The sequence below is a fragment of the Rhizobiaceae bacterium genome (genome assembly GCA_023953845.1).
Taxonomy (GTDB): domain Bacteria; phylum Pseudomonadota; class Alphaproteobacteria; order Rhizobiales; family Rhizobiaceae; genus Arvimicrobium.
Map to the genome: position 1 here is coordinate 670,685 of JAMLJC010000002.1, position 17,324 is coordinate 688,008.

At 63.1% G+C, this 17,324-nt stretch carries 21 protein-coding genes; 13 read left to right on the forward strand and 8 right to left on the reverse strand.

Annotated elements, in window-relative coordinates:
- Nucleotides 1-12: 12 nt before the first annotated feature.
- Both M9955_25170 and M9955_25175 read right to left on the reverse strand, forming a co-directional pair.
- Nucleotides 13-531 (reverse strand): GNAT family N-acetyltransferase, encoded by a 519-nt coding sequence (locus M9955_25170; protein MCO5084941.1) that lies wholly within the window; start codon nucleotides 529-531, stop codon nucleotides 13-15.
- On the reverse strand, nucleotides 528-1,286 hold the full coding sequence (locus M9955_25175; protein ID MCO5084942.1) for a copper homeostasis protein CutC: 759 nt from the start codon (nucleotides 1,284-1,286) through the stop codon (nucleotides 528-530). The genes M9955_25170 and M9955_25175 overlap by 4 nt, the downstream gene beginning before the upstream one ends.
- 168 nt (nucleotides 1,287-1,454) lie before the next feature.
- On the opposite strand from M9955_25175, the gene M9955_25180 reads away from it, so the two are divergent.
- The 4 genes from M9955_25180 (at nucleotide 1,455) to dusA (ending at nucleotide 4,721) form a co-directional block, all read left to right on the forward strand.
- Nucleotides 1,455-1,829 carry a YciI family protein gene (locus M9955_25180; protein MCO5084943.1) on the forward strand — a complete coding sequence of 125 codons (375 nt, stop codon included), beginning with the start codon at nucleotides 1,455-1,457 and terminating at the stop codon, nucleotides 1,827-1,829.
- A complete protein-coding gene (locus M9955_25185; protein MCO5084944.1) occupies nucleotides 1,826-3,091 on the forward strand; it encodes an RNA polymerase sigma factor in 1,266 nt (421 codons plus the stop codon). Before M9955_25180 ends, M9955_25185 begins: the two co-directional genes overlap by 4 nt.
- Before the next feature lie 66 nt (nucleotides 3,092-3,157).
- A complete protein-coding gene (locus M9955_25190; GenBank protein ID MCO5084945.1) occupies nucleotides 3,158-3,526 on the forward strand; it encodes a nuclear transport factor 2 family protein in 369 nt (122 codons plus the stop codon).
- A 238-nt stretch (nucleotides 3,527-3,764) separates the two neighbouring features.
- A complete protein-coding gene (gene dusA / locus M9955_25195) occupies nucleotides 3,765-4,721 on the forward strand; it encodes a tRNA dihydrouridine(20/20a) synthase DusA (GenBank protein ID MCO5084946.1) in 957 nt (318 codons plus the stop codon).
- Here the strand turns inward: dusA and M9955_25200 are convergent, their stop codons facing one another.
- Together M9955_25200 and M9955_25205 are read right to left on the reverse strand one after the other, a co-directional pair.
- Nucleotides 4,722-5,426 (reverse strand): TIGR02281 family clan AA aspartic protease, encoded by a 705-nt coding sequence (locus M9955_25200; protein MCO5084947.1) that lies wholly within the window; start codon nucleotides 5,424-5,426, stop codon nucleotides 4,722-4,724.
- A 2-nt stretch (nucleotides 5,427-5,428) separates the two neighbouring features.
- The gene (locus M9955_25205; GenBank protein ID MCO5084948.1) at nucleotides 5,429-5,662 is read right to left on the reverse strand and encodes a DUF1289 domain-containing protein; all 234 of its coding nucleotides are present in this window, start codon (nucleotides 5,660-5,662) and stop codon (nucleotides 5,429-5,431) included.
- Nucleotides 5,663-5,785: 123 nt separating this feature from the next.
- On the opposite strand from M9955_25205, the gene M9955_25210 reads away from it, so the two are divergent.
- The gene (locus tag M9955_25210; protein MCO5084949.1) at nucleotides 5,786-6,787 is read left to right on the forward strand and encodes a nicotinate-nucleotide--dimethylbenzimidazole phosphoribosyltransferase; all 1,002 of its coding nucleotides are present in this window, start codon (nucleotides 5,786-5,788) and stop codon (nucleotides 6,785-6,787) included.
- Here the strand turns inward: M9955_25210 and M9955_25215 are convergent.
- A complete protein-coding gene (locus M9955_25215) occupies nucleotides 6,784-8,316 on the reverse strand; it encodes a HAMP domain-containing histidine kinase (GenBank protein ID MCO5084950.1) in 1,533 nt (510 codons plus the stop codon). The genes M9955_25210 and M9955_25215 overlap by 4 nt on opposite strands.
- A gap of 150 nt (nucleotides 8,317-8,466) precedes the next feature.
- Here M9955_25215 and M9955_25220 point away from each other — a divergent pair, with 150 nt between their 5' ends.
- The 4 genes from M9955_25220 (at nucleotide 8,467) to M9955_25235 (ending at nucleotide 10,863) form a co-directional block, all read left to right on the forward strand.
- Nucleotides 8,467-9,009, forward strand: a complete 543-nt coding sequence (locus M9955_25220; protein MCO5084951.1) for a thermonuclease family protein — start codon at nucleotides 8,467-8,469, stop codon at nucleotides 9,007-9,009.
- 22 nt (nucleotides 9,010-9,031) lie between these two features.
- Nucleotides 9,032-9,643: a glutathione S-transferase gene (locus M9955_25225; GenBank protein MCO5084952.1), complete on the forward strand. Its 612-nt coding sequence runs from the start codon at nucleotides 9,032-9,034 to the stop codon at nucleotides 9,641-9,643.
- Complete coding sequence (locus M9955_25230) at nucleotides 9,640-10,260, forward strand: uracil-DNA glycosylase family protein (protein MCO5084953.1); 621 nt, start codon at nucleotides 9,640-9,642, stop codon at nucleotides 10,258-10,260. Before M9955_25225 ends, M9955_25230 begins: the two co-directional genes overlap by 4 nt.
- A gap of 111 nt (nucleotides 10,261-10,371) precedes the next feature.
- Nucleotides 10,372-10,863, forward strand: a complete 492-nt coding sequence (locus tag M9955_25235; GenBank protein ID MCO5084954.1) for an Lrp/AsnC family transcriptional regulator — start codon at nucleotides 10,372-10,374, stop codon at nucleotides 10,861-10,863.
- Here the strand turns inward: M9955_25235 and M9955_25240 are convergent, their stop codons facing one another.
- The 3 genes from M9955_25240 to M9955_25250 form a co-directional block, all read right to left on the reverse strand.
- Nucleotides 10,864-11,571, reverse strand: coding sequence for a DNA alkylation repair protein (locus M9955_25240; protein ID MCO5084955.1), 708 nt, complete (start codon nucleotides 11,569-11,571; stop codon nucleotides 10,864-10,866).
- A 5-nt stretch (nucleotides 11,572-11,576) separates the two neighbouring features.
- Nucleotides 11,577-12,446 carry an NAD(P)-dependent oxidoreductase gene (locus M9955_25245; GenBank protein ID MCO5084956.1) on the reverse strand — a complete coding sequence of 290 codons (870 nt, stop codon included), beginning with the start codon at nucleotides 12,444-12,446 and terminating at the stop codon, nucleotides 11,577-11,579.
- Between the two features lie 78 nt (nucleotides 12,447-12,524).
- Nucleotides 12,525-13,571 (reverse strand): DUF1176 domain-containing protein, encoded by a 1,047-nt coding sequence (locus M9955_25250; GenBank protein ID MCO5084957.1) that lies wholly within the window; start codon nucleotides 13,569-13,571, stop codon nucleotides 12,525-12,527.
- Nucleotides 13,572-14,012: 441 nt separating this feature from the next.
- On the opposite strand from M9955_25250, the gene M9955_25255 reads away from it, so the two are divergent.
- From M9955_25255 to M9955_25270, 4 genes are all read left to right on the forward strand, one after another.
- The gene (locus tag M9955_25255; protein ID MCO5084958.1) at nucleotides 14,013-14,501 is read left to right on the forward strand and encodes a hypothetical protein; all 489 of its coding nucleotides are present in this window, start codon (nucleotides 14,013-14,015) and stop codon (nucleotides 14,499-14,501) included.
- 85 nt (nucleotides 14,502-14,586) lie between these two features.
- A complete protein-coding gene (locus M9955_25260) occupies nucleotides 14,587-15,639 on the forward strand; it encodes an aldo/keto reductase (GenBank protein ID MCO5084959.1) in 1,053 nt (350 codons plus the stop codon).
- 24 nt (nucleotides 15,640-15,663) lie between these two features.
- Nucleotides 15,664-16,923, forward strand: a complete 1,260-nt coding sequence (locus tag M9955_25265; protein MCO5084960.1) for a cysteine desulfurase-like protein — start codon at nucleotides 15,664-15,666, stop codon at nucleotides 16,921-16,923.
- 94 nt (nucleotides 16,924-17,017) lie between these two features.
- Nucleotides 17,018-17,266, forward strand: coding sequence for a ParB N-terminal domain-containing protein (locus M9955_25270; protein ID MCO5084961.1), 249 nt, complete (start codon nucleotides 17,018-17,020; stop codon nucleotides 17,264-17,266).
- Nucleotides 17,267-17,324 lie beyond the last annotated feature (58 nt).

The following is a 17,324-nucleotide window of genomic DNA, read 5'->3' on the forward strand; positions in this document are numbered from 1 at the left end:
CTCGCCCTTTTCTCATGCGCTCAGATCATGCTGGTTGATAGTGGGCCTTTCAGCCGCGAGCCTTCTGGCAAAATAGCGCACTGACTTCTTGCCGCCATGAATGACGGCTTCGCCGACTTCCTGAAAGCCGAGATTCGCGTGGAAGGCGTCGGAGGCCGGATTGGGCGGATCGGCATTGACCTCGCAGGTGACGATCTCATGGCCTGCGCCCGCCGCGACCGCAAAGAGGTCTTCGTATATGCGTCGGGCGATGCCGCGCCCGCGCGCATGCGCAGCCACCGCTATCCGGTCGACATAGACGAAACGGGGGTAGCGCGCGCGGAACCAGAGATAGTTCGGGCTGTCGTAGTCGGCTGTTTGATCGAACGCCAGAATGAAGGCGTCGAGTTCGCCGACGCGCCGCGCGTAGAATACCTCACCGATTAGATGATGCAGACGGTCCGGTTCCAGCCAAGAGAGCTCCTCGGCATGAGCATTGTTCAAGGCCAGCACCGCCTGCTCGTCAGCGCGCACTATGGGCGTGATGCTCATGACGGTTTCGCGGCAGCAATCGTCGCGGCCACTTGCGCGCCATCGGTGATGGTGTTGCGGTATTCGCGATCAAGTTCGGCGCCGCCCATGCCAACCCTTGGGTTTCGGTGGCGCATGCCGCTCGGAATATCCTTGAGCGCGGCAAAATGGATTTCAGGCAGGTTGGTGCGGGCAAGGACGGCCGCCACATTGCCGGGGCGCAAGCCGCCACAGCCCATGACGACGATGCGGCCGCGCGCGAGTGCGACCAATTCCGCCAGCAGTTCCGCGCCGTCTTCCGCGGTGTCGCGCTGGCCGCTGGTCAGAACGCGGCCGACACCGCAACGGATCAGCGCCTCGAGCGCTTCCGCCGGATTGCGTGTCATGTCGAAGGCGCGGTGGCAGGTGACGTTCAGCGAGCCGGCGGCGGCCACGATTTCGCGCATCCGGGCCTCGTCGATGCTTCCATCTGCCGTGAGGCAGCCGACGACGACACCTGCCACGCCGAGTTCGCGGCATGCTGACACATCCTCCACCATCGAACGGAACTCCGCCTCCGAATAGAGGAAGTCGCCGCCGCGCGGCCGGACGATGACATGGAACGGTATCGCCGCAACCGAAAGTGCGGCGCGGATGGTCCCGAGGCTCGGCGTGATCCCGCCCTCCAGCAGGCTCGCACACAACTCGACACGATCGGCGCCTGCTTCCTGCGCGGCGATCAGGCCGTCGATGCCTTCGACACAGACTTCGATGAATGGGCGATGGGCGGTCGTCATGAATGATACCCCGAGGCGCCGCCCATGAACCATCGCGTCTCGCGGCGGTCAACTGCAAGCAGGTTTTCTCGTCCTCTTTGCCCACGGAACTGCGATATGCGAAAAGTTTCGCTCCCGGTGTCGGAACGACGCCACGCCCTGCGTCATCGTATCAGACGGAGTAAGAGAATGCTCTATGCAGTGCTTTGCTACAATTCGGAAGACGTCGTCGGCGCCTGGAGCAAGGAAGAGGACGATGCCGTGATGGCGCGTCTCGCCGAGGTTCAGGAGAAGGCTGCCCGGCAGGGACGGCTGGGGCCGGTTGCCCGGCTGCTACCCACGACATCGGCGACGACGCTTCGCAAGTCGGGCGCGGAGCCGATCGTGCTCGACGGTCCGTTCGCGGAGACGAAGGAGCAACTGCTCGGCTTCTATCTCGTGAACTGCAATTCCCTCGACGAGGCGCTGGATTTCGCCCGCGAGCTGACAGTCGCCAATCCCGGCTCCGGCTCGTACGAGATTCGGCCGGTTTCCGTGTTCTTTCCCGGCGGAGGGCCGACGTGACGGACGTCGCATATATAAGCGCCGCCCTGACCGGCGCTCGTCCGCAGGTGGTGGCGGCGCTGCTGCGCTATTTCCGCGATCTCGACACGGCGGAGGAAGCGTATCAGGAAGCCTGCCTGCGTGCGCTGAAGGCGTGGCCGCGCAATGGTCCGCCGCGTGACCCGACCGCCTGGCTGATCTTCGTCGGTCGCAACGTCGCCATCGACCAGGTGCGCAAGACGTCCCGGCAGGCGCCAATGCCGGCCGAGGAGCTCGTTTCCGATCTGGAAGACGTGGAGGACGCGACCGTCGACCGGCTCGACAATGCGGGCTATCGCGACGACGTGCTGCGCCTGCTGTTCATATGCTGCCATCCGGACATCCCGGCCACGCAGCAGATTGCGGTGGCGCTGAGGGTGGTGTCAGGCCTTTCCGTCAGGCAGATCGCACGCGCTTTCCTCGTTTCGGAAAGCGCCATGGAGCAGCGCATCACGCGGGCGAAGGCGAGGATAGCGAAAGCGAACGTTCCTTTCGAGACGCCCGGCGCTGTCGAGCGCAGCGAGCGCCTCGCGGCAGTTGCCGCCATGATCTATCTCGTCTTCAACGAGGGCTATTCGGCAAGCGGCGGCGACGAACCGATGCGCGCCCAGCTCTGCGACGAGGCGATCCGGCTTGGCCGGTTGCTGCTTCGCCTGTTTCCGGCCGAGCCGGAGATCATGGGACTGCTGGCGCTGATGCTGCTGCAGCATTCCCGCACGCCGGCCCGTTTCGATGCCGCTGGAGAGATCGTGCTGCTCGAACAGCAGAACCGTTCGCTCTGGAAGAAGCCGATGATCGGCGAGGGGCTGGCGCTGATCGACAAGGCGATGCGCCATCAGCGGCCCGGACCGTATCTCGTGCAGGCGGCGATAGCGGCTCTCCATGCCCGCGCGGAGCGGCCTGAAGATACGGACTGGACGCAGATAGACCTGCTCTATGCGACTCTGGAGCGGCTGCAGCCGTCGCCGGTGATCACGCTGAACCGCGCCGTCGCCCTGTCCAAGGCGAGGGGACCTGCGGCGGCGCTCGCCTTGATCGAGCCGCTGGCCGACAAGCTCGGCGGTTACTTCCATTTCTTCGGCGTCCGGGGCAATCTCCTGATGCAGCTTGGCCGTCATCGCGAGGCGCGCGAGGCCTTCAATCAGGCAATCGCGCTTGCCAACACGCCCGCGGAGGCCGCGCATATCCGGACGCATCTCGATGCGCTGGCCGGTCAGACCGCCGCCGCACGCGTGCCGTCCTGAGTGTCGTGTCACCTTTGCTCTTTCCGTGGCCGTGGCGCATTATGACGCCATTTCAGGGAGGATTGCATGGGTAACACGCCGACAATAGAGAGCTTGCTTGCGCAGTGGATCGAGGCTTTCAACAGCCATGATCTCGACCGGCACATGGTGCTTTACACCGACGATGCCACCCTGTTCGGTTCCGTTGACGAGCTGCAACTCGGTAAGGCGGCGATACGTGCCTATTTCGGCCGGCGACCCGGCACCATCCGCGTCAAGAACTATCCCATGCCGCATGTCCGCATGATCGCGCCGGACGTCGCCGTCACGGCGGGGCATGTCGATTTCGCCGATGGCGACCAACCCAGCCCGTACAGGATGACCTGGGTGCTGGTCAGACAGGACGGAAACTGGCGGATAACCCAGCATCATGGATCGCCGCGCTTCGGGTTCTGATGGCAAACGCGCCGGCGGCGGCTTGAAAAAGCCGGGAAATGGTCTAGGTGGAAGGCCTCGGCCGTGACGGGCTATGATGCTCCGAGATGCCGGATCAGTGCCGCGAACGGCATTCGGGTGGCGACGCAGCCCAGCAAACTGCCAACAAGCCTGTATGGGACTTTCAAACGTGGCGGACCACGGAGCAAATTCGCCGATTTCCGGCCTCTACCACCCTCCTGTCCTGGCCGTCGCGCCCATGATGGACTGGACGGACAGGCATTGCCGTTTCCTGCACCGTCAGCTCACTGCGCGCGCGCTGCTCTATACTGAGATGGTGGTTGCGGATGCGGCGATCCATGGCCCGCGTGAGCGTTTGCTAGGCTTCGATCCGAGCGAGCATCCCGTCGCATTGCAATTGGGCGGTTCGGAGCCGGAAAAGCTCGCAAATGCCGCTGGCATCGGCGCGGGTTTCGGTTATGACGAGATCAATCTGAACGTCGGTTGCCCGTCTGACCGGGTGCAGTCCGGAATTTTTGGCGCCTGCCTCATGCGGACGCCGGCACTCGTCGCGGAATGTGTGTCCGCGATGAAAGCGGCCGTCGCGGTGCCGGTCACCGTCAAATGTCGCATCGGTGTCGATGATCAGGACCCGGAGATCGCTCTCGACGAACTGGCGTCCCGTGTCTTTGCTGCCGGCGCCGATGCGCTTTGGGTGCATGCGCGGAAAGCCTGGCTCCAGGGGCTCAGTCCGAAGGAAAATCGCGACATCCCGCCGCTGGACTACGGCCGGGTTTACCGGCTCAAGCGGGAATATCCGGACCGTTTCATCGGCATCAATGGCGGTATTCAGTCGCTGCGCGAGGCTGAGGGACATCTGAACCATGTCGACGGCGTCATGCTTGGGCGCGCAGCCTATCATTCGCCGATGCTGCTTGCGGATGTCGACACTGCGATCTTTGGCGAACAACGCGACGCCATCGACTATCATCTACTGTTCGACACCATGGCCGGCTATGCGGAGCGGCATATCGCAGCCGGCGGGCGGCTCGGCCATGTGATACGCCATATGGTCGGCCTTTTCCAGGGCATGCCGGGCGCGCGGCGCTACCGGCAGATCCTCTCAACGGAAGCGGCGCGGCCGGGAGCGGGACCAGAGGTGCTGTTCAAAGCTCTGGAGGCGATCGATCTTCCGGCGCTTGAAACTGCCGCGTGATCAGTCGCGCAGCATCATCCGGTCTCCGCGAATCTCGAATCCCGACAGCGTGCCGATGAAATTCATGCCGAGCAGGCTTTGCTGCAGCATGTCCTGGCTGGCGACGAGCGCCGGGACGTTGCGCCGGGAAATCGCCCCGACGCCGATATCCTGAAGCACGATGCGGGCGGCGAGCGCCTGGCCATTCGCCGTGGATACCGGAACCTGATAGTTCAGGGCAGACGTATCGATGCCCGCGCGTTCGGCGTCCGCCGTCGTCAGGACCGTCGTCGTCGCGCCGGTGTCGATCATCATGCGCACGGTCCGGCCGTTGACGACGGAATCGGCCTCGAAGTGACCGTTGGGCAGTTTTTCCAGTATGACGGTGGTGCCGCCGTCGGCGTCGGTTATCGAAAGCGGGCTGCCGGGCACCAGGCCTGCGGTGACGCGGCTGGCAACGTCCTGCAATTCGTAGCGATACTGGTAGCCCGCGACCAGCACGAGGACGATCAGGGCCCAGATGCCGAGCATGCGGACAGTCTCGCCGAAACGGCGGCGCCCGAAAATGCCCGCGGCGATGACCAGTCCCAATATGCCGAGATAGATGCCCTGACCGAGACCATCCTCGACGCGGCCGTCCGCAACGAGCAATTCACGACCGACAAGCACTGCGGCGCCAAGTCCGATCAGGGCCAGAACGATCCAGAGAAGACGATCGCCACCCATGCTCAGGATTGCCCCGCGCGTTCACGGGCCATGCGGTTCCGGCGGGTTTCGCGGCGAGGGCGGCGCTCGACCGTTTCCAGCCTTGCCGGCAGCTCTGCCATGACCGCGCGGCGCATTTCGGGCGTCATGGCGATCCACGCGGAGATTTCCTCGCGCGTGCGGCCGCAGCCGAAGCAATAGCCGGTCTTCATGTCGATGGAACAGACAAGGATGCAGGGCGATTCGATCGGCGACATCTCATTTCCACGCGCGTCCATCCCACATGGGGCACGTCGCCGCGCAATGCAAGATAGGGCCTGTCGCGCGATTGTCTCCGTGATTGCGGCGGACTATGGCACCTCAATGATGGAGACCGAGCGATGACCACTGGGCTGCCTTTCGACGACCTCCGGTTCCTCCTGGACAATCTTCCGGAAGCGGACCAGTCGCAGGCGGAAAAGGTCCGGGCCGTCTTCGAACGGGCCGGAACCGCAGGATCGCTCGCGCCGCTGGCGGAGCTCGCCGCATGGCTCGCCGCCTGGACCGGCAGGCCGCCTGCCGTTACCCGCCCGCTGGTCGCCATCTTTGCCGGAAACCACGGTGTCGCGCGGCGTGGCGTGTCGCCCCGCCCGATGAGTGCGACGGCCGCGATGGTGGAGATGTGCGCCGCCGGCGGCGCGGCGGTCAATCAGGTATGCGTCGCCAATGATCTTGGCCTCAAGGTCTTCGATCTGGCGCTCGACCTGCCGACTGCGGATATCGCCGAGGAAGCCGCGCTGGACGAGCGCGGCTGTGCGGCGACCATGGCCTTCGGCATGGAGGCGATCGTCGGCGGCACCGATCTCATCTGCCTTTCGGATGTTGGCGTCGGCAACGACACTGTCGCGGCTGCCATGTTCGCCGCGCTTTACGGCGGGGAGGGGATTGAATGGGTGGGACACCCAGATGCCAACGATGCGGTGCTCGCCCGCATGGCCGCGTCGGTTGATGAAGCGCTGGCGCTCCACCGCTCGCATCTTAAGGACCCGCTGGAAGTGCTGCGGCGCGTCGGCGGGCGCGAGATTGCGGCTATTGCCGGCGGCATACTCGCCGCGCGGATGGAAAAGGTGCCGGTGCTGATTGACGGCTTCGCGAGTTCTGCGGCGGCGGCTGTGCTCCATGCGCTCAATCCGCGCGCGCTGGATCATTGCCGGCTGTCGTCGCTTTCCCGCCAGCAGTCCCACAGGTGTGTTGCTGAAAAGCTCGGTTTGAAGCCTTTGCTCGACTTCGAGTTCGATGAGCCCGGCGTCGGCGCGGGGGTCGCCGCGGGCATCGTCAAGGCTGCGGCCTTGACCGCCTCCGGTCTCGCGGCCGCCGTTGGTCAAGGCGCAAAAAGCGCTTAGGACGCCACCGCCATGGAGCGGCGGGGTCGGCTGTTCCTGCCGCTGGCTTCGCGCGGGATCGCCGGCAGTTCTTCCATGACGCGGGAAGCGGGGAAGATGGCGATGGCGTCGGTGCCGACGCGCAGCTTCGAGTCCAGTATGAAATCGCCTCCATGCATGGCCAGAAGACCCTGGACGATGGGCAGACCGAGACCCGTTCCCTGTTCTGCCGCCTTGATGGCGATGGAGCCCTGGCCGAAAGCGGACAGCACGACCGGAATCTCTTCGGGAGGGATGCCGGGGCCGTGGTCGCTCACCGAAATGTACTGTCCGGCACCCTCCGTCCAGCCGACGCGGACGAGGATTTCGCCGCCGCTCGGGCTGAACTTCACGGCATTCGACAGCAGATTGAGGGCAATCTGACGCACGGCGCGCTCGTCCGCGAAGATACGCGCCAATGTCGGTTCGAATTCGGTGCGGATCGTCAGATTCTTGTTGCCGGCCCTGAGCTCCATCATGTGACAGCAGTCCTCGACGATCGGGACCAGGCTTAGAGGTTCCTCGTTGAGCTGGTACTTGCCGGCTTCGATGCGCGAAAGATCCAGAATCTCGTTGATCAGCCCGAGCAGGTGCTTTCCCGAATCGTGGATGTCCTGCGCGTATTCGCGATAGGTCGCGTTGTTGATGGGGCCGAGCACTTCCTTCGCTATGACCTCGGAAAAGCCGAGGATCGCGTTGAGCGGCGTGCGCAGTTCGTGGCTCATCGTGGCCAGGAAGCGGGATTTCGCAAGGTTCGACTCCTCGGCGCGGCGGCGGGCCTCGTCGGATACCGCCTTTGCGGTTTCCAGTTCGGCGATGAGGCCGTCATTCTCGGATCGGAACGTCAGCAGCATTCGCGATGATCTGCTGAGCAGCGCCGACGCATAGGAGAAGAACGGGACGGAGAGGATGAGGATGATCGCCATCATCGCTTCCGGCAGGACGGCGAAATGGCTGGTGAACACGGTGTATATGGCCACCGGCAGGCTGAAGGTGACGGCCAGCGCCCCGGGCATGGACGACGAGATCAGGGCGGTCGCCGCGATGGCCATGATGAGGATTGCCGCCTTCACGACAGGGAACAGCTCTACCTGGCAGGTATTGCAGGCTATGACCGTGAGATAGGCCCAGCCCAGCCCGCTGACGAAATGCGCGGCCAGAAAAAGGCGGCGCGTCGCTGCGGCGTCGATGGACGCCACCTCCATGCGGTCGATGCGATGCGCGACGACGATGAGGAACGCGTAGCATGCCAGCGAGAGCAGTCCCCAGATGACGATCTGGTCCTTGACGCCGCTCAGCATCCCGCCTGCCGCGACGACGATCACGAGAAGCGGCAGCACACCGGCGCCATTCATGACGCTGCGCGCATGAATCTTTATCAGCTCCCGGTCGAAAACCGGATTGCCGGCCTTCTGCGAGAGCTGTTCGCGCGTCTTGCGCACAGCCTTGGCCACCTCGCTGTTGCGATGCGGCTTGCTGCGGTCCACAATGGTCTTGTCTGGCGCGTTCACCTTGACGCCCGGGTTATTCGCTTTTCCGATCGGCTCTGCGGCACGCTAGTCACGAATGATTAAGAGTCCCTGAGGATGGCCAGAACTTCGCCGGAAAGGCGACGCCTCGGGATGCCTGCGAAGAGGCGGCGTGGCCGATTCGCCCGTGTGATGGACGCGCTGCTGACGGTCGCTGTCCTCTGCCTGCTGTTTCTCGTCGTCGCCAGACTGGAAAGATTGAGCGTCGTCAATCCTTTGGGCGTCGCCCGGGTGGCTGACGGCGATTCGCTAGAGATTGCCGGCGAGCGCATCCGCCTGCGCGGCATCGACGCGCCGGAGCTCAACCAGAAATGCAGGCGCGACGGCTCCGATTTTGCCTGCGGTCGGCAGGCCGCCGAGGCGCTGAAGGCGCTGACGGAGCAACGCGACGTGTCATGTCGAGGTTGGGAGCGGGACCGCTACGGTCGCCTGCTCGCAATATGTTCGGCCGGCGGCGTGGAACTGAACAAGCGGCAGGTGACCGACGGTTGGGCGGTGGCCTATGGTGGCTATGAGGCCGAGGAGCGAGCCGCTCGGGCCGAGGGTCGCGGTATCTGGTCCAGCGATTTCGAGCGGCCGAGCCAATGGCGGGCAACGCACGGAGAGCTATCTGAATCGCCGCACGATCTGTCCGGTATGATCGGGAATTGGCTGCGGCAGCTCGTCGGCGGCTGAGGGTAGGGGCGGAGGAAAGAACATGAAACTTTTTGATGGCGGCAAGGCGCCGAACCCGCGCCGCGTGCGCGTCTTCCTCGCGGAAAAGGGTATTTCGGTGCCGCTGGTTCCGATCGACATGGGCGCGCTGGAACACAAGGGCGAGAACGTGACGGCGCGCAATCCATTGCAGCGGCTGCCGGTGCTGGAACTGGACGACGGCACTGTCCTCACCGAATCCATCGCCATCTGCCGCTATTTCGAGGAGCTTTATCCGGAACCGGCGCTCTTCGGCGCCACGACCCTGGAAAAGGCGCTGGTCGAGATGTGGCAGCGCCGCGTCGAACTCAATCTCCTCATGTGCGTCGCTCAGGCTTTTCGCCACGTTCACCCCGCAATGAAGGGCTGGGAAGTGCCGCAGATCGCGGAATGGGGCGAGGCGAACAAGCCGAAGGCGCTGGAGTTTCTTCGGCTTCTCGACAAGGAACTGGCATCGCGGGAGTTCGTCGCCGGCGACCGGTATTCGGTAGCGGACATAACCGGCCTGATCGCCATCGACTTCATGAAACCGGCGCGGATCGCAGTGCCTGACGAACTGGGCAATGTAAGGCGCTGGCATGGGGCAGTGTCAGCGAGGCCGAGTGCGGCTGCGTGAGTGAGGCGCATGCCCTTGGCCGATTGGCCGATCAGGCCCGGGCATGCCGCATCTGCGTCGAGGCTCCGATCGGACGGCCAATGCCGCATGAGCCGCGCCCGGTTCTGGTGCCCTCGGCGACGGCGCGCATCCTGATCGCCGGACAGGCGCCGGGCACGAGGGTGCACGCCACCGGCATTCCGTTCAACGACGCCTCGGGCGATCGCCTGCGCGACTGGATGGGCGTCACACGAGCCGAATTCTACGGTCCTCGCCTGTTTGCGATCCTGCCGATGGGCTTCTGCTTTCCCGGTCAGGACGCAAAAGGTGGCGATCTGCCGCCGCGCAAGGAGTGCGCGCCGGCGTGGCGAGCGAGCCTTTTGGCGTTGATGCCGCAGATCGAACTCGTTCTGGCGGTAGGCGGCTACGCCCAGAAATGGCATCTCGGCGGCAGGATCGGGCCGTCGCTCACTGAAACGATGCTGAACTGGCGGAGCATTTTCGAGCAGCCGGACGTGCCGCGCGTCATGCCGCTTCCCCACCCGTCATGGCGGAATACGGTCTGGTTGAAGCGGCATCCATGGTTCGAAGCCGATCTTTTGCCCGTGCTGAAAGCGGAAATCCGCCATCGCATCTGACCGTGATTGCGGAACGATCGTCCTCAATCTGCGCCTTCGCGGCGATATTCTTTCTTGTGACGGCCGCGCTTTCCGTGCATTTTCCGCAAAATATTTCTACCGAGGTGCCATATGGACCGGCTTGATAGAAAAATCCTCCGACTTCTTCAGGAAGATGCTACGCTGGCGGTTGCCGACATCGCCAAGAAGGTCGGACTGTCGACCACGCCCTGCTGGCGGCGCATCCAGAAGCTGGAAGAAGAGGGCGTCATCAAGCGCCGGGTGGCCGTGCTCAATCCGGAGAAGATCAACACGCGCGTCAACGTCTTCGTGTCGATCCGCACGAATTCTCACAGTCTGGAATGGCTGCGCCGATTTTCGGAGGTCGTGCAGGAGTTTCCCGAGGTGGTCGAATTCTACCGCATGAGCGGAGATGTCGATTATCTGCTTCGCGTCGTGGTGCCGGACATCGCGGCCTATGACGCGTTTTACAAGCGCCTGATCGGCAAGATCGAAATCCGTGACGTGTCCTCGACCTTCGCCATGGAGCAAATCAAATACACGACCGAGATGCCGCTGGACTACATTATCCTGGACAAGGAGTCCGGCGCCAACGCGGCGTAGTCAGGCGATCTGCTTCGCTTTCACCGAAAGCCGCTCCAATGTCTTCGGAGCGGTGAGTTCCCGCACTGCATCCTTGCCGATCCAGCGCGCCGTCCTGTCATCGGACGCGGCAAGCTTTTCAGCAAGCATCAGGGCAGGGGCGTGTAAAGCCATCGAACGTTTGCCGAATGTCCGCAGGGCCCAGTTCACCGCCTTCCTGACGAAGTTGCGGCTGTCCGTGGCGTGTTTTTCGATCAGCGGCAGATAGCTTTCGAAAACCGAGTCCGGCTCTTTCTTGCGGTGGACGCTTGCCCAGCAAAGCATGGCGAAGGCGGTGCGGCGGACGAATTCATGCTCGTCCTCAGCGAACTCCTCGATGAGCTGACGCCAGTTGTCAGTATCGACGAAAAGGTCCGAGACCCCGTCGACGATATCCCAGGAATCGAATTCGGAGGCCCAGCGACGGGCATCTCCAACTGTGAATTTTTTCGGATCGGCGGTCAGCGAGGCGATGAATTGCGCTTCGGTTATGCCGGTATCCCAGAGCCGGAAGGCGCGTTCATGGTTGCGTTTGATTTTTCGTGCGATGTCGCGCTGGACGCCATGCGGGACGCCGAGTGCGCGATCGACACGGATGCCGTAGCGTTTCATGCCCTGCCGGTTTTCCTCCGACCCGAGCGAACGCAGATGGGCGACGATTTCCTCCGCTGTCGAGTCAGGCGACAGCACCGGCTTTACCGATCCAACCGCGCCAGCAGCGACGACGTATCCCACCGATTGCCGTCCATCGCCTGAACGTCCTTGTAGAACTGGTCGACGAGGGCGGTTACCGGCAGTTTCGCGCCGTTGCGGTCGGCCTCTGCGAGACAGATGCCGAGATCCTTTCGCATCCAGTCCACGGCGAAGCCGAAATCATATTTTCCGGCATTCATGGTTTTGTGCCGGTTTTCCATCTGCCACGAGCCGGCCGCCCCCTTGGATATGACCTCGATCACCTTCTCGATATCGAGGCCTGCCTTCTTGCCGAAATGGATACCCTCGGCCAGGCCCTGCACGAGCCCGGCGATACAGATCTGATTGATCATCTTGGTGAGCTGACCCGCTCCGTGCGGACCCATATGCCCGACCATGCGGGCGTACGCTTCGATGACAGGCTTGGCGCGGGCGAAATCGTCGTCGGCGCCACCCACCATCACAGTCAGAACGCCGTTCTCCGCTCCCGCCTGGCCGCCGGAGACCGGCGCATCGAGGAAGGCGAAACCCCGCGCATCCGCCTTCTCGCCAAGCTCGCGGGCGACTTCCGCCGAAGCGGTCGTGTTGTCGATGAAGATCGAGCCTTTCGCCATGTCCCTGAAAGCGCCTTGAGCACCGATGGTGACCTCGCGCAGATCGTCGTCATTGCCGACGCAGGCGAACACGAAATCCTTGTCGGCTGCAGCTTCCTGAGGGGTCGGCGCGCTGTCGCCGCCGAATTCGGCTACCCATTTCTCGGCTCGTGCGGCCGAGCGGTTATATACCGTAACATCGTGGCCACCCTTGCGCTTCAGATGTCCGGCCATGGGATAGCCCATAACGCCGAGACCAATGAATGCCACTTTCGCCATCTGTCCGCTCTCCCGAAAAGGTCGGCGGCTGGTTTAGCCCGTCGCGCCGCAGTGCACAATGCGGGTCGGCACAGCGTCTCAGGGTGCGGTGTCGAAATCCAGCACCGTCTCGGGATTGATCTCGCCGTCGTAGGAGGCGTCGACCTCATATTTCGTCAAGGTGAAGGTGCCGCCCCGGAAGAGGTAGGTGGCGATCGAAGACGCATCGGCGACGCCCCGCCATTTGTTGAACGACTGCAGCGTGTGCGTCTCAGCGTCGTATTCCGAGTTCACCAGCATATCGACCGTCCTGTAGCCGACAACGTTCACGCTCTCCAGCTTGCCGTCGGGGTCGTCGTTCTCGTAGTGGATGTCGAGTTCCGGCGCGGCGAACTGGAGCTGGCTTACGCCGTCGATCTCGTTTTCCAGATAGTAGACCTGATTGCTGTTGTAGGCGCCATAGATGCACTCGAAACGAAACAGCCGCGCTTTTCTATCCGGTTCGCTCGCCTCCTGCGATCGGTCGCGATAGGTGAGTTTGGTTATCGTGGCCTCGGCCGCGTTCGGTTCCGCATCCGGCGCCAAGGTCTGGCAGATCGCGCCATAGGCGGCCCTGAAGGCCTTTTCGGCCTGTTCCAGTCCCGTGTCTCGCGGATTGACAGGCGCGCCGCCACAGGCCGAAGGCAGTATTTCAGCCAGTTCTCCTTCGGCCGGCTTCAGCTCACCCTTTTCGATGCGGAGCGGGTTGAACGGCGGCTCCTGGCTCGCCGGCTGGGCGAGCCGCGCAGTGTAGCAGCCCGCGAAGGTGCTGGTGCTGCCGTCGGCATTCGTCGCGCGGATCGCCACCGGCACCTGGTAGAAAATGCTGCCGGCCGCGCCTTCCTCGCTCGCCGGTCCCGTTTCGACCGCCACCGACTGCGTCTGCTCGTAGCCCTTGACGAAGGCCGCGAAATCGCGCGCCGGCTTCTGCTCGCCGAAATAATCCCATGCGCGCGCATACTCCTTGCGGTCGATCGCGTTGTAGAGCGACCGGACGAGGGTTTCGGCGCTGGATCTGTCGTCCAGATAGGCGCCTTGCGCGAGAAGCGGCGTGGTGATGCCGACAGCGCAAGTCAGGAAAATCGTCGGTCCGGTGAATCGTCGCATGGCCAAACTCCGCATTCCGCAACGTCGCCCCGGAATATGGCGGAGATTTGCCCCGGCGCCGTTGGCGATGACACACTGCCCCAAGGCTCTGGCCCTAAACGCGGATCGCCAATTCGCGTGCGATGCGCGGCGCATTGGAAATGCGCGCTCGATCCTGCCATGCACAGCGGCAGCAATCCGCTTGAGGCGAATGCCTTCCGCGAATCCGCTCCGGGATATGTCGCGGGGTAAAGAACTCGTTCCGGAAACCCATGATCAAGGCTCCTTCGTCCTTCTCCCCGAGATAGATGATTCATTCGATATTGTGCAATGCAGCATGACTATGGCTGGCGTGCGTCCAATTGCCTCCGTCGCGATCAGAATTTCCGCGTCGAGAACGATTTCTTGAGAACCTCGTTGTATGGTCACGCAACAAAACAAGACCGCGCAACAGGTGAGGAAATGCCCTCCGCCAAGAACGGAGACTTCGCGAGCTTGCTGGACGATCTGTTCCAGGCGGCGTCGATTCCGGAGGAAGAGGACGAAGAGGCGAGCGCCACCGCGCCCTCCATTCCTTTCGATTATCTCTCCGTCGTCGATGAGCTTCATTCAGGACGCATCAAGGTATCCGACAGCGAGGCCTCCGCCGAATATCGCGCCGTCGGGGCGCAGATCGAGGAGTTGCTTCGGGAGTTCGACTTGCGGCGCGCGGAGATCACGCCGCCGCCGCTGGAGGTTGAGCAATGGCCGTCGACGGAACCGGCGGACATAGCCAGGGAACTTGCGCTCGAAACGCACAAGCGCGCCGACGACCTTGCACGCGCGCGCCGCGCCTTTGCGTTCGACAACCATCCCGATCGTGTGGAGCTCTATCTGCGCGACCATGCCATCGTACGCATGCAGATTGCCAACATGCTCATCGATGACGCCTTGCGCCGGCTGAAGCGCTAAGCATCTTCACGCCAATTGCCCGATATCATATTGTCATCGGCACGGCTCTGGCCGCCCGCCTCGTATTTTCGCCCGGAGAATTTTCATGCAGAAGCGCCGCCTCGGTCGCTCCGATCTTCTTGTTTCCAGCATTTGCCTCGGCACCATGACGTGGGGCCAGCAGAACACGGAGGCCGAGGGACACCATCAACTCGACTTCGCGTTCGAGTGCGGCGTCAATTTCCTCGACACGGCGGAAATGTACTCCATCCCGCCCAGGCGCGAGACGCAAGGCAGCACGGAACGCATCATCGGGAGTTGGCTGAAAAAGCGCGGCAGGCGTGACGATGTGATCATTGCTTCGAAGGTCATTGGCCGTACGTCGAGCGACTGGTACCGTGGAGGGCGTTCGTCGAAGCTGGTGCGAGCCGACATTTTGGATGCCATCGACAAGTCTCTGGCGCGACTGGGCACGGACTATATCGATCTCTATCAGATCCATTTTCCGGATCGGCTGGTGCCCTGGGGCGCCAACCCCACCAGAATCTCGGAATGGCCGACGCGTCGCGCCACCGACGAGACGCCGATCGCCGAAACGCTCGCCGTCTTCGACGATCTCGTGCGATCCGGGAAAATCCGCCACATGGGACTTTCCAACGAAAGCTCATGGGGAACCATGCGCTTTGTCTTCGAGAGCGAGAAGGGCGATGGACCGCGTCCCTTATCCATCCAGAACGCCTACAATCTGGTCAACCGCACATTCGAGGTGAACCTTGCCGAGGTCTGCGACCGCGAGGACATCGGCTTCCTGCCTTATTCGCCAGCGGCGCAGGGTTTCCTGACGGGAAAGTACGATCACGGCGCACGTCCCGCCGGCGCGCGCGAGACGCTGTTCAATCGCGGCGACCGCTACAAGACGCCGAACGCGGCGGAGACGCTGCTGGCATACAACACGCTGGCGCGTGATTTCGGCATGGAGCCGGCCCTTTTCGCCAACGCCTTCGTCGTCAGCCGTCCGTTCGTCACGTCGTCCATCATCGGTGCGACCTCGGTCCCGCAGCTCGAAATGGCTCTGGCCTCGGCTGAGGTCGACTTCACCGCAGAGATGCTTGCGGCCGTCGACGCCATTCACCAGCGAACCGGAAATCCTTGCCCCTGAGGAATTGCACTTGAGGAATTGCCCATGAGCTTCGCCATCGACGACATCCGCGCGGAATTCCCGGCGCTGGCGCTCACCGATGCGGGCCGTCGCCGGATCTATCTCGACAATCCTGCGGGAACCCAGGTGCCGCGTGCAGTGGCCGACGCCGTCTCGCATTGCCTGCTCGAACGCAACGCGAATCTGGGCGGCTTCTTCACGACGACACTCGCCGCGCAAGAGGTCGTCGACGGCGCGCACGCGGCGATGGCGGATTTTCTCGGGGCGGCGGCGGAGGAAATCATCATTGGCCCCAACATGACGACCCTGACCTACCAGATGTCGCGAACGCTCGGCCGGCGGTTTTTGCCGGGCGACGAGATCGTCGTCACGCGGATGGATCACGAAGGCAATGTCGCGCCGTGGCTTCAACTCGCGGAGGATCGCGGTATCACCGTCCGTTTCGTACCGTTCGATGCGGAGACATGGCAGATCGAGCCGGAGACCCTGCGCGCCGCGCTGACGGAGCGGACGCGGCTGGTTGCGCTCAACTATGCCAGCAATCTCACCGGTTCGATCAACCGGATTCGCGAACTCACCGCGATCGCCAGGGAAGCCGGCGCGCTCGTCTATGTCGATGCCGTCCAGTTTGCGCCGCACGGTCTTGTGGACGTACAGGCGATCGGCTGTGATTTCCTTGCATGCTCGGCCTACAAATTCTTCGGGCCGCATATGGGGATTGTGTGGGGGCGTCGCTCGGTGATCGACGAACTCGAAGCCTACAAATGCCGCTGTTCGTCCAACGCGCTGCCGGAGCGTTTCGAGACCGGCACGCCGCAGATCGAACTGGTGGCGGGACTGTCGGCGGCTATCGGCTATTTCGAGCGTATCGGAATGCTGACGGGCGCCAGTGGGTCGCGCCGCGAACGAATCGCGGCTGCCTACCGGGCGTCGATTGCCTATGAGAACATGCTGGCGATGCAGCTCATCGACGGCATCCGAGACGTGGAGGGGCTTAAAATCTGGGGCATTTCGGAAGCCGCGCGGCTTGCCGAGCGCGTCCCCGCCGTGTCGTTCACCGTCGAGGGCATCAGCCCGGAAACCGTCGCCCGGCAACTGGCCGACGAAGGCATATTTGTCTGGTCGGGACACAACTACGCCTGGGAGATCGTGCACCAGCTCGGCATTCCCGCAGAGCAGGGAGTCATCCGCATCGGCATTGCGCATTACAATACCGAAGCGGAAATCGCCGAAACCGTCGCCGCAGTGCATCGTATCGTCCGGATGCTTCGACAGACGCGCTGACCCGAACGGATGCTACCGGGCATCATCGTTCCGGTGAAGCTTGCCGTCACGCGTGCTTTCCCGCATCAATGCGTGGCAACTGCGTGGGGTAAAAATGCTTCGTGCCCAGAAGATCGCCGTCGACAAGGTCTATGTCCCGACTGCCCGGCGCAAGACGCTGCACCCCGAAACCGTGCGCTCCCTTGCCGAGGACATCGTGGAAAATGGCCTGAAGACGCCTATCCAGGTGCGTGTCGACGGGGCGCGGTTTGTGCTTGTCGAGGGTCTGCACCGGCTCGAAGCCTTCAAATGGCTCGGCGAGCCGACGATCGACGCCTATCTCGTGCAGGCCCGGAAGCACTGATGCGCCTGCCGGTGTGATCGGAAGGCAAATCACATCGCGCTGTGACCTCATGACAACA

What these genes read in the sequence shown, in the direction of transcription:
- M9955_25175 (MCO5084942.1), bottom strand. Translation starts at nt 1,286, where the DNA reads ATGACGACCGCCCATCGCCCATTCATCGAAGTCTGTGTCGAAGGCATC.
- M9955_25200 (MCO5084947.1), bottom strand. Translation starts at nt 5,426, where the DNA reads ATGGGTGGCGATCGTCTTCTCTGGATCGTTCTGGCCCTGATCGGACTT.
- M9955_25260 (MCO5084959.1), top strand. Translation starts at nt 14,587, where the DNA reads ATGCAGAAGCGCCGCCTCGGTCGCTCCGATCTTCTTGTTTCCAGCATT.
- M9955_25245 (MCO5084956.1), bottom strand. Translation starts at nt 12,446, where the DNA reads ATGGCGAAAGTGGCATTCATTGGTCTCGGCGTTATGGGCTATCCCATG.
- M9955_25210 (MCO5084949.1), top strand. Translation starts at nt 5,786, where the DNA reads ATGACCACTGGGCTGCCTTTCGACGACCTCCGGTTCCTCCTGGACAAT.
- M9955_25265 (MCO5084960.1), top strand. Translation starts at nt 15,664, where the DNA reads ATGAGCTTCGCCATCGACGACATCCGCGCGGAATTCCCGGCGCTGGCG.
- M9955_25220 (MCO5084951.1), top strand. Translation starts at nt 8,467, where the DNA reads ATGGACGCGCTGCTGACGGTCGCTGTCCTCTGCCTGCTGTTTCTCGTC.
- M9955_25205 (MCO5084948.1), bottom strand. Translation starts at nt 5,662, where the DNA reads ATGTCGCCGATCGAATCGCCCTGCATCCTTGTCTGTTCCATCGACATG.
- M9955_25250 (MCO5084957.1), bottom strand. Translation starts at nt 13,571, where the DNA reads ATGCGACGATTCACCGGACCGACGATTTTCCTGACTTGCGCTGTCGGC.
- M9955_25255 (MCO5084958.1), top strand. Translation starts at nt 14,013, where the DNA reads ATGCCCTCCGCCAAGAACGGAGACTTCGCGAGCTTGCTGGACGATCTG.
- M9955_25225 (MCO5084952.1), top strand. Translation starts at nt 9,032, where the DNA reads ATGAAACTTTTTGATGGCGGCAAGGCGCCGAACCCGCGCCGCGTGCGC.
- M9955_25170 (MCO5084941.1), bottom strand. Translation starts at nt 531, where the DNA reads ATGAGCATCACGCCCATAGTGCGCGCTGACGAGCAGGCGGTGCTGGCC.
- M9955_25180 (MCO5084943.1), top strand. Translation starts at nt 1,455, where the DNA reads ATGCTCTATGCAGTGCTTTGCTACAATTCGGAAGACGTCGTCGGCGCC.
- M9955_25190 (MCO5084945.1), top strand. Translation starts at nt 3,158, where the DNA reads ATGGGTAACACGCCGACAATAGAGAGCTTGCTTGCGCAGTGGATCGAG.
- M9955_25235 (MCO5084954.1), top strand. Translation starts at nt 10,372, where the DNA reads ATGGACCGGCTTGATAGAAAAATCCTCCGACTTCTTCAGGAAGATGCT.
- dusA (MCO5084946.1), top strand. Translation starts at nt 3,765, where the DNA reads ATGATGGACTGGACGGACAGGCATTGCCGTTTCCTGCACCGTCAGCTC.
- M9955_25270 (MCO5084961.1), top strand. Translation starts at nt 17,018, where the DNA reads ATGCTTCGTGCCCAGAAGATCGCCGTCGACAAGGTCTATGTCCCGACT.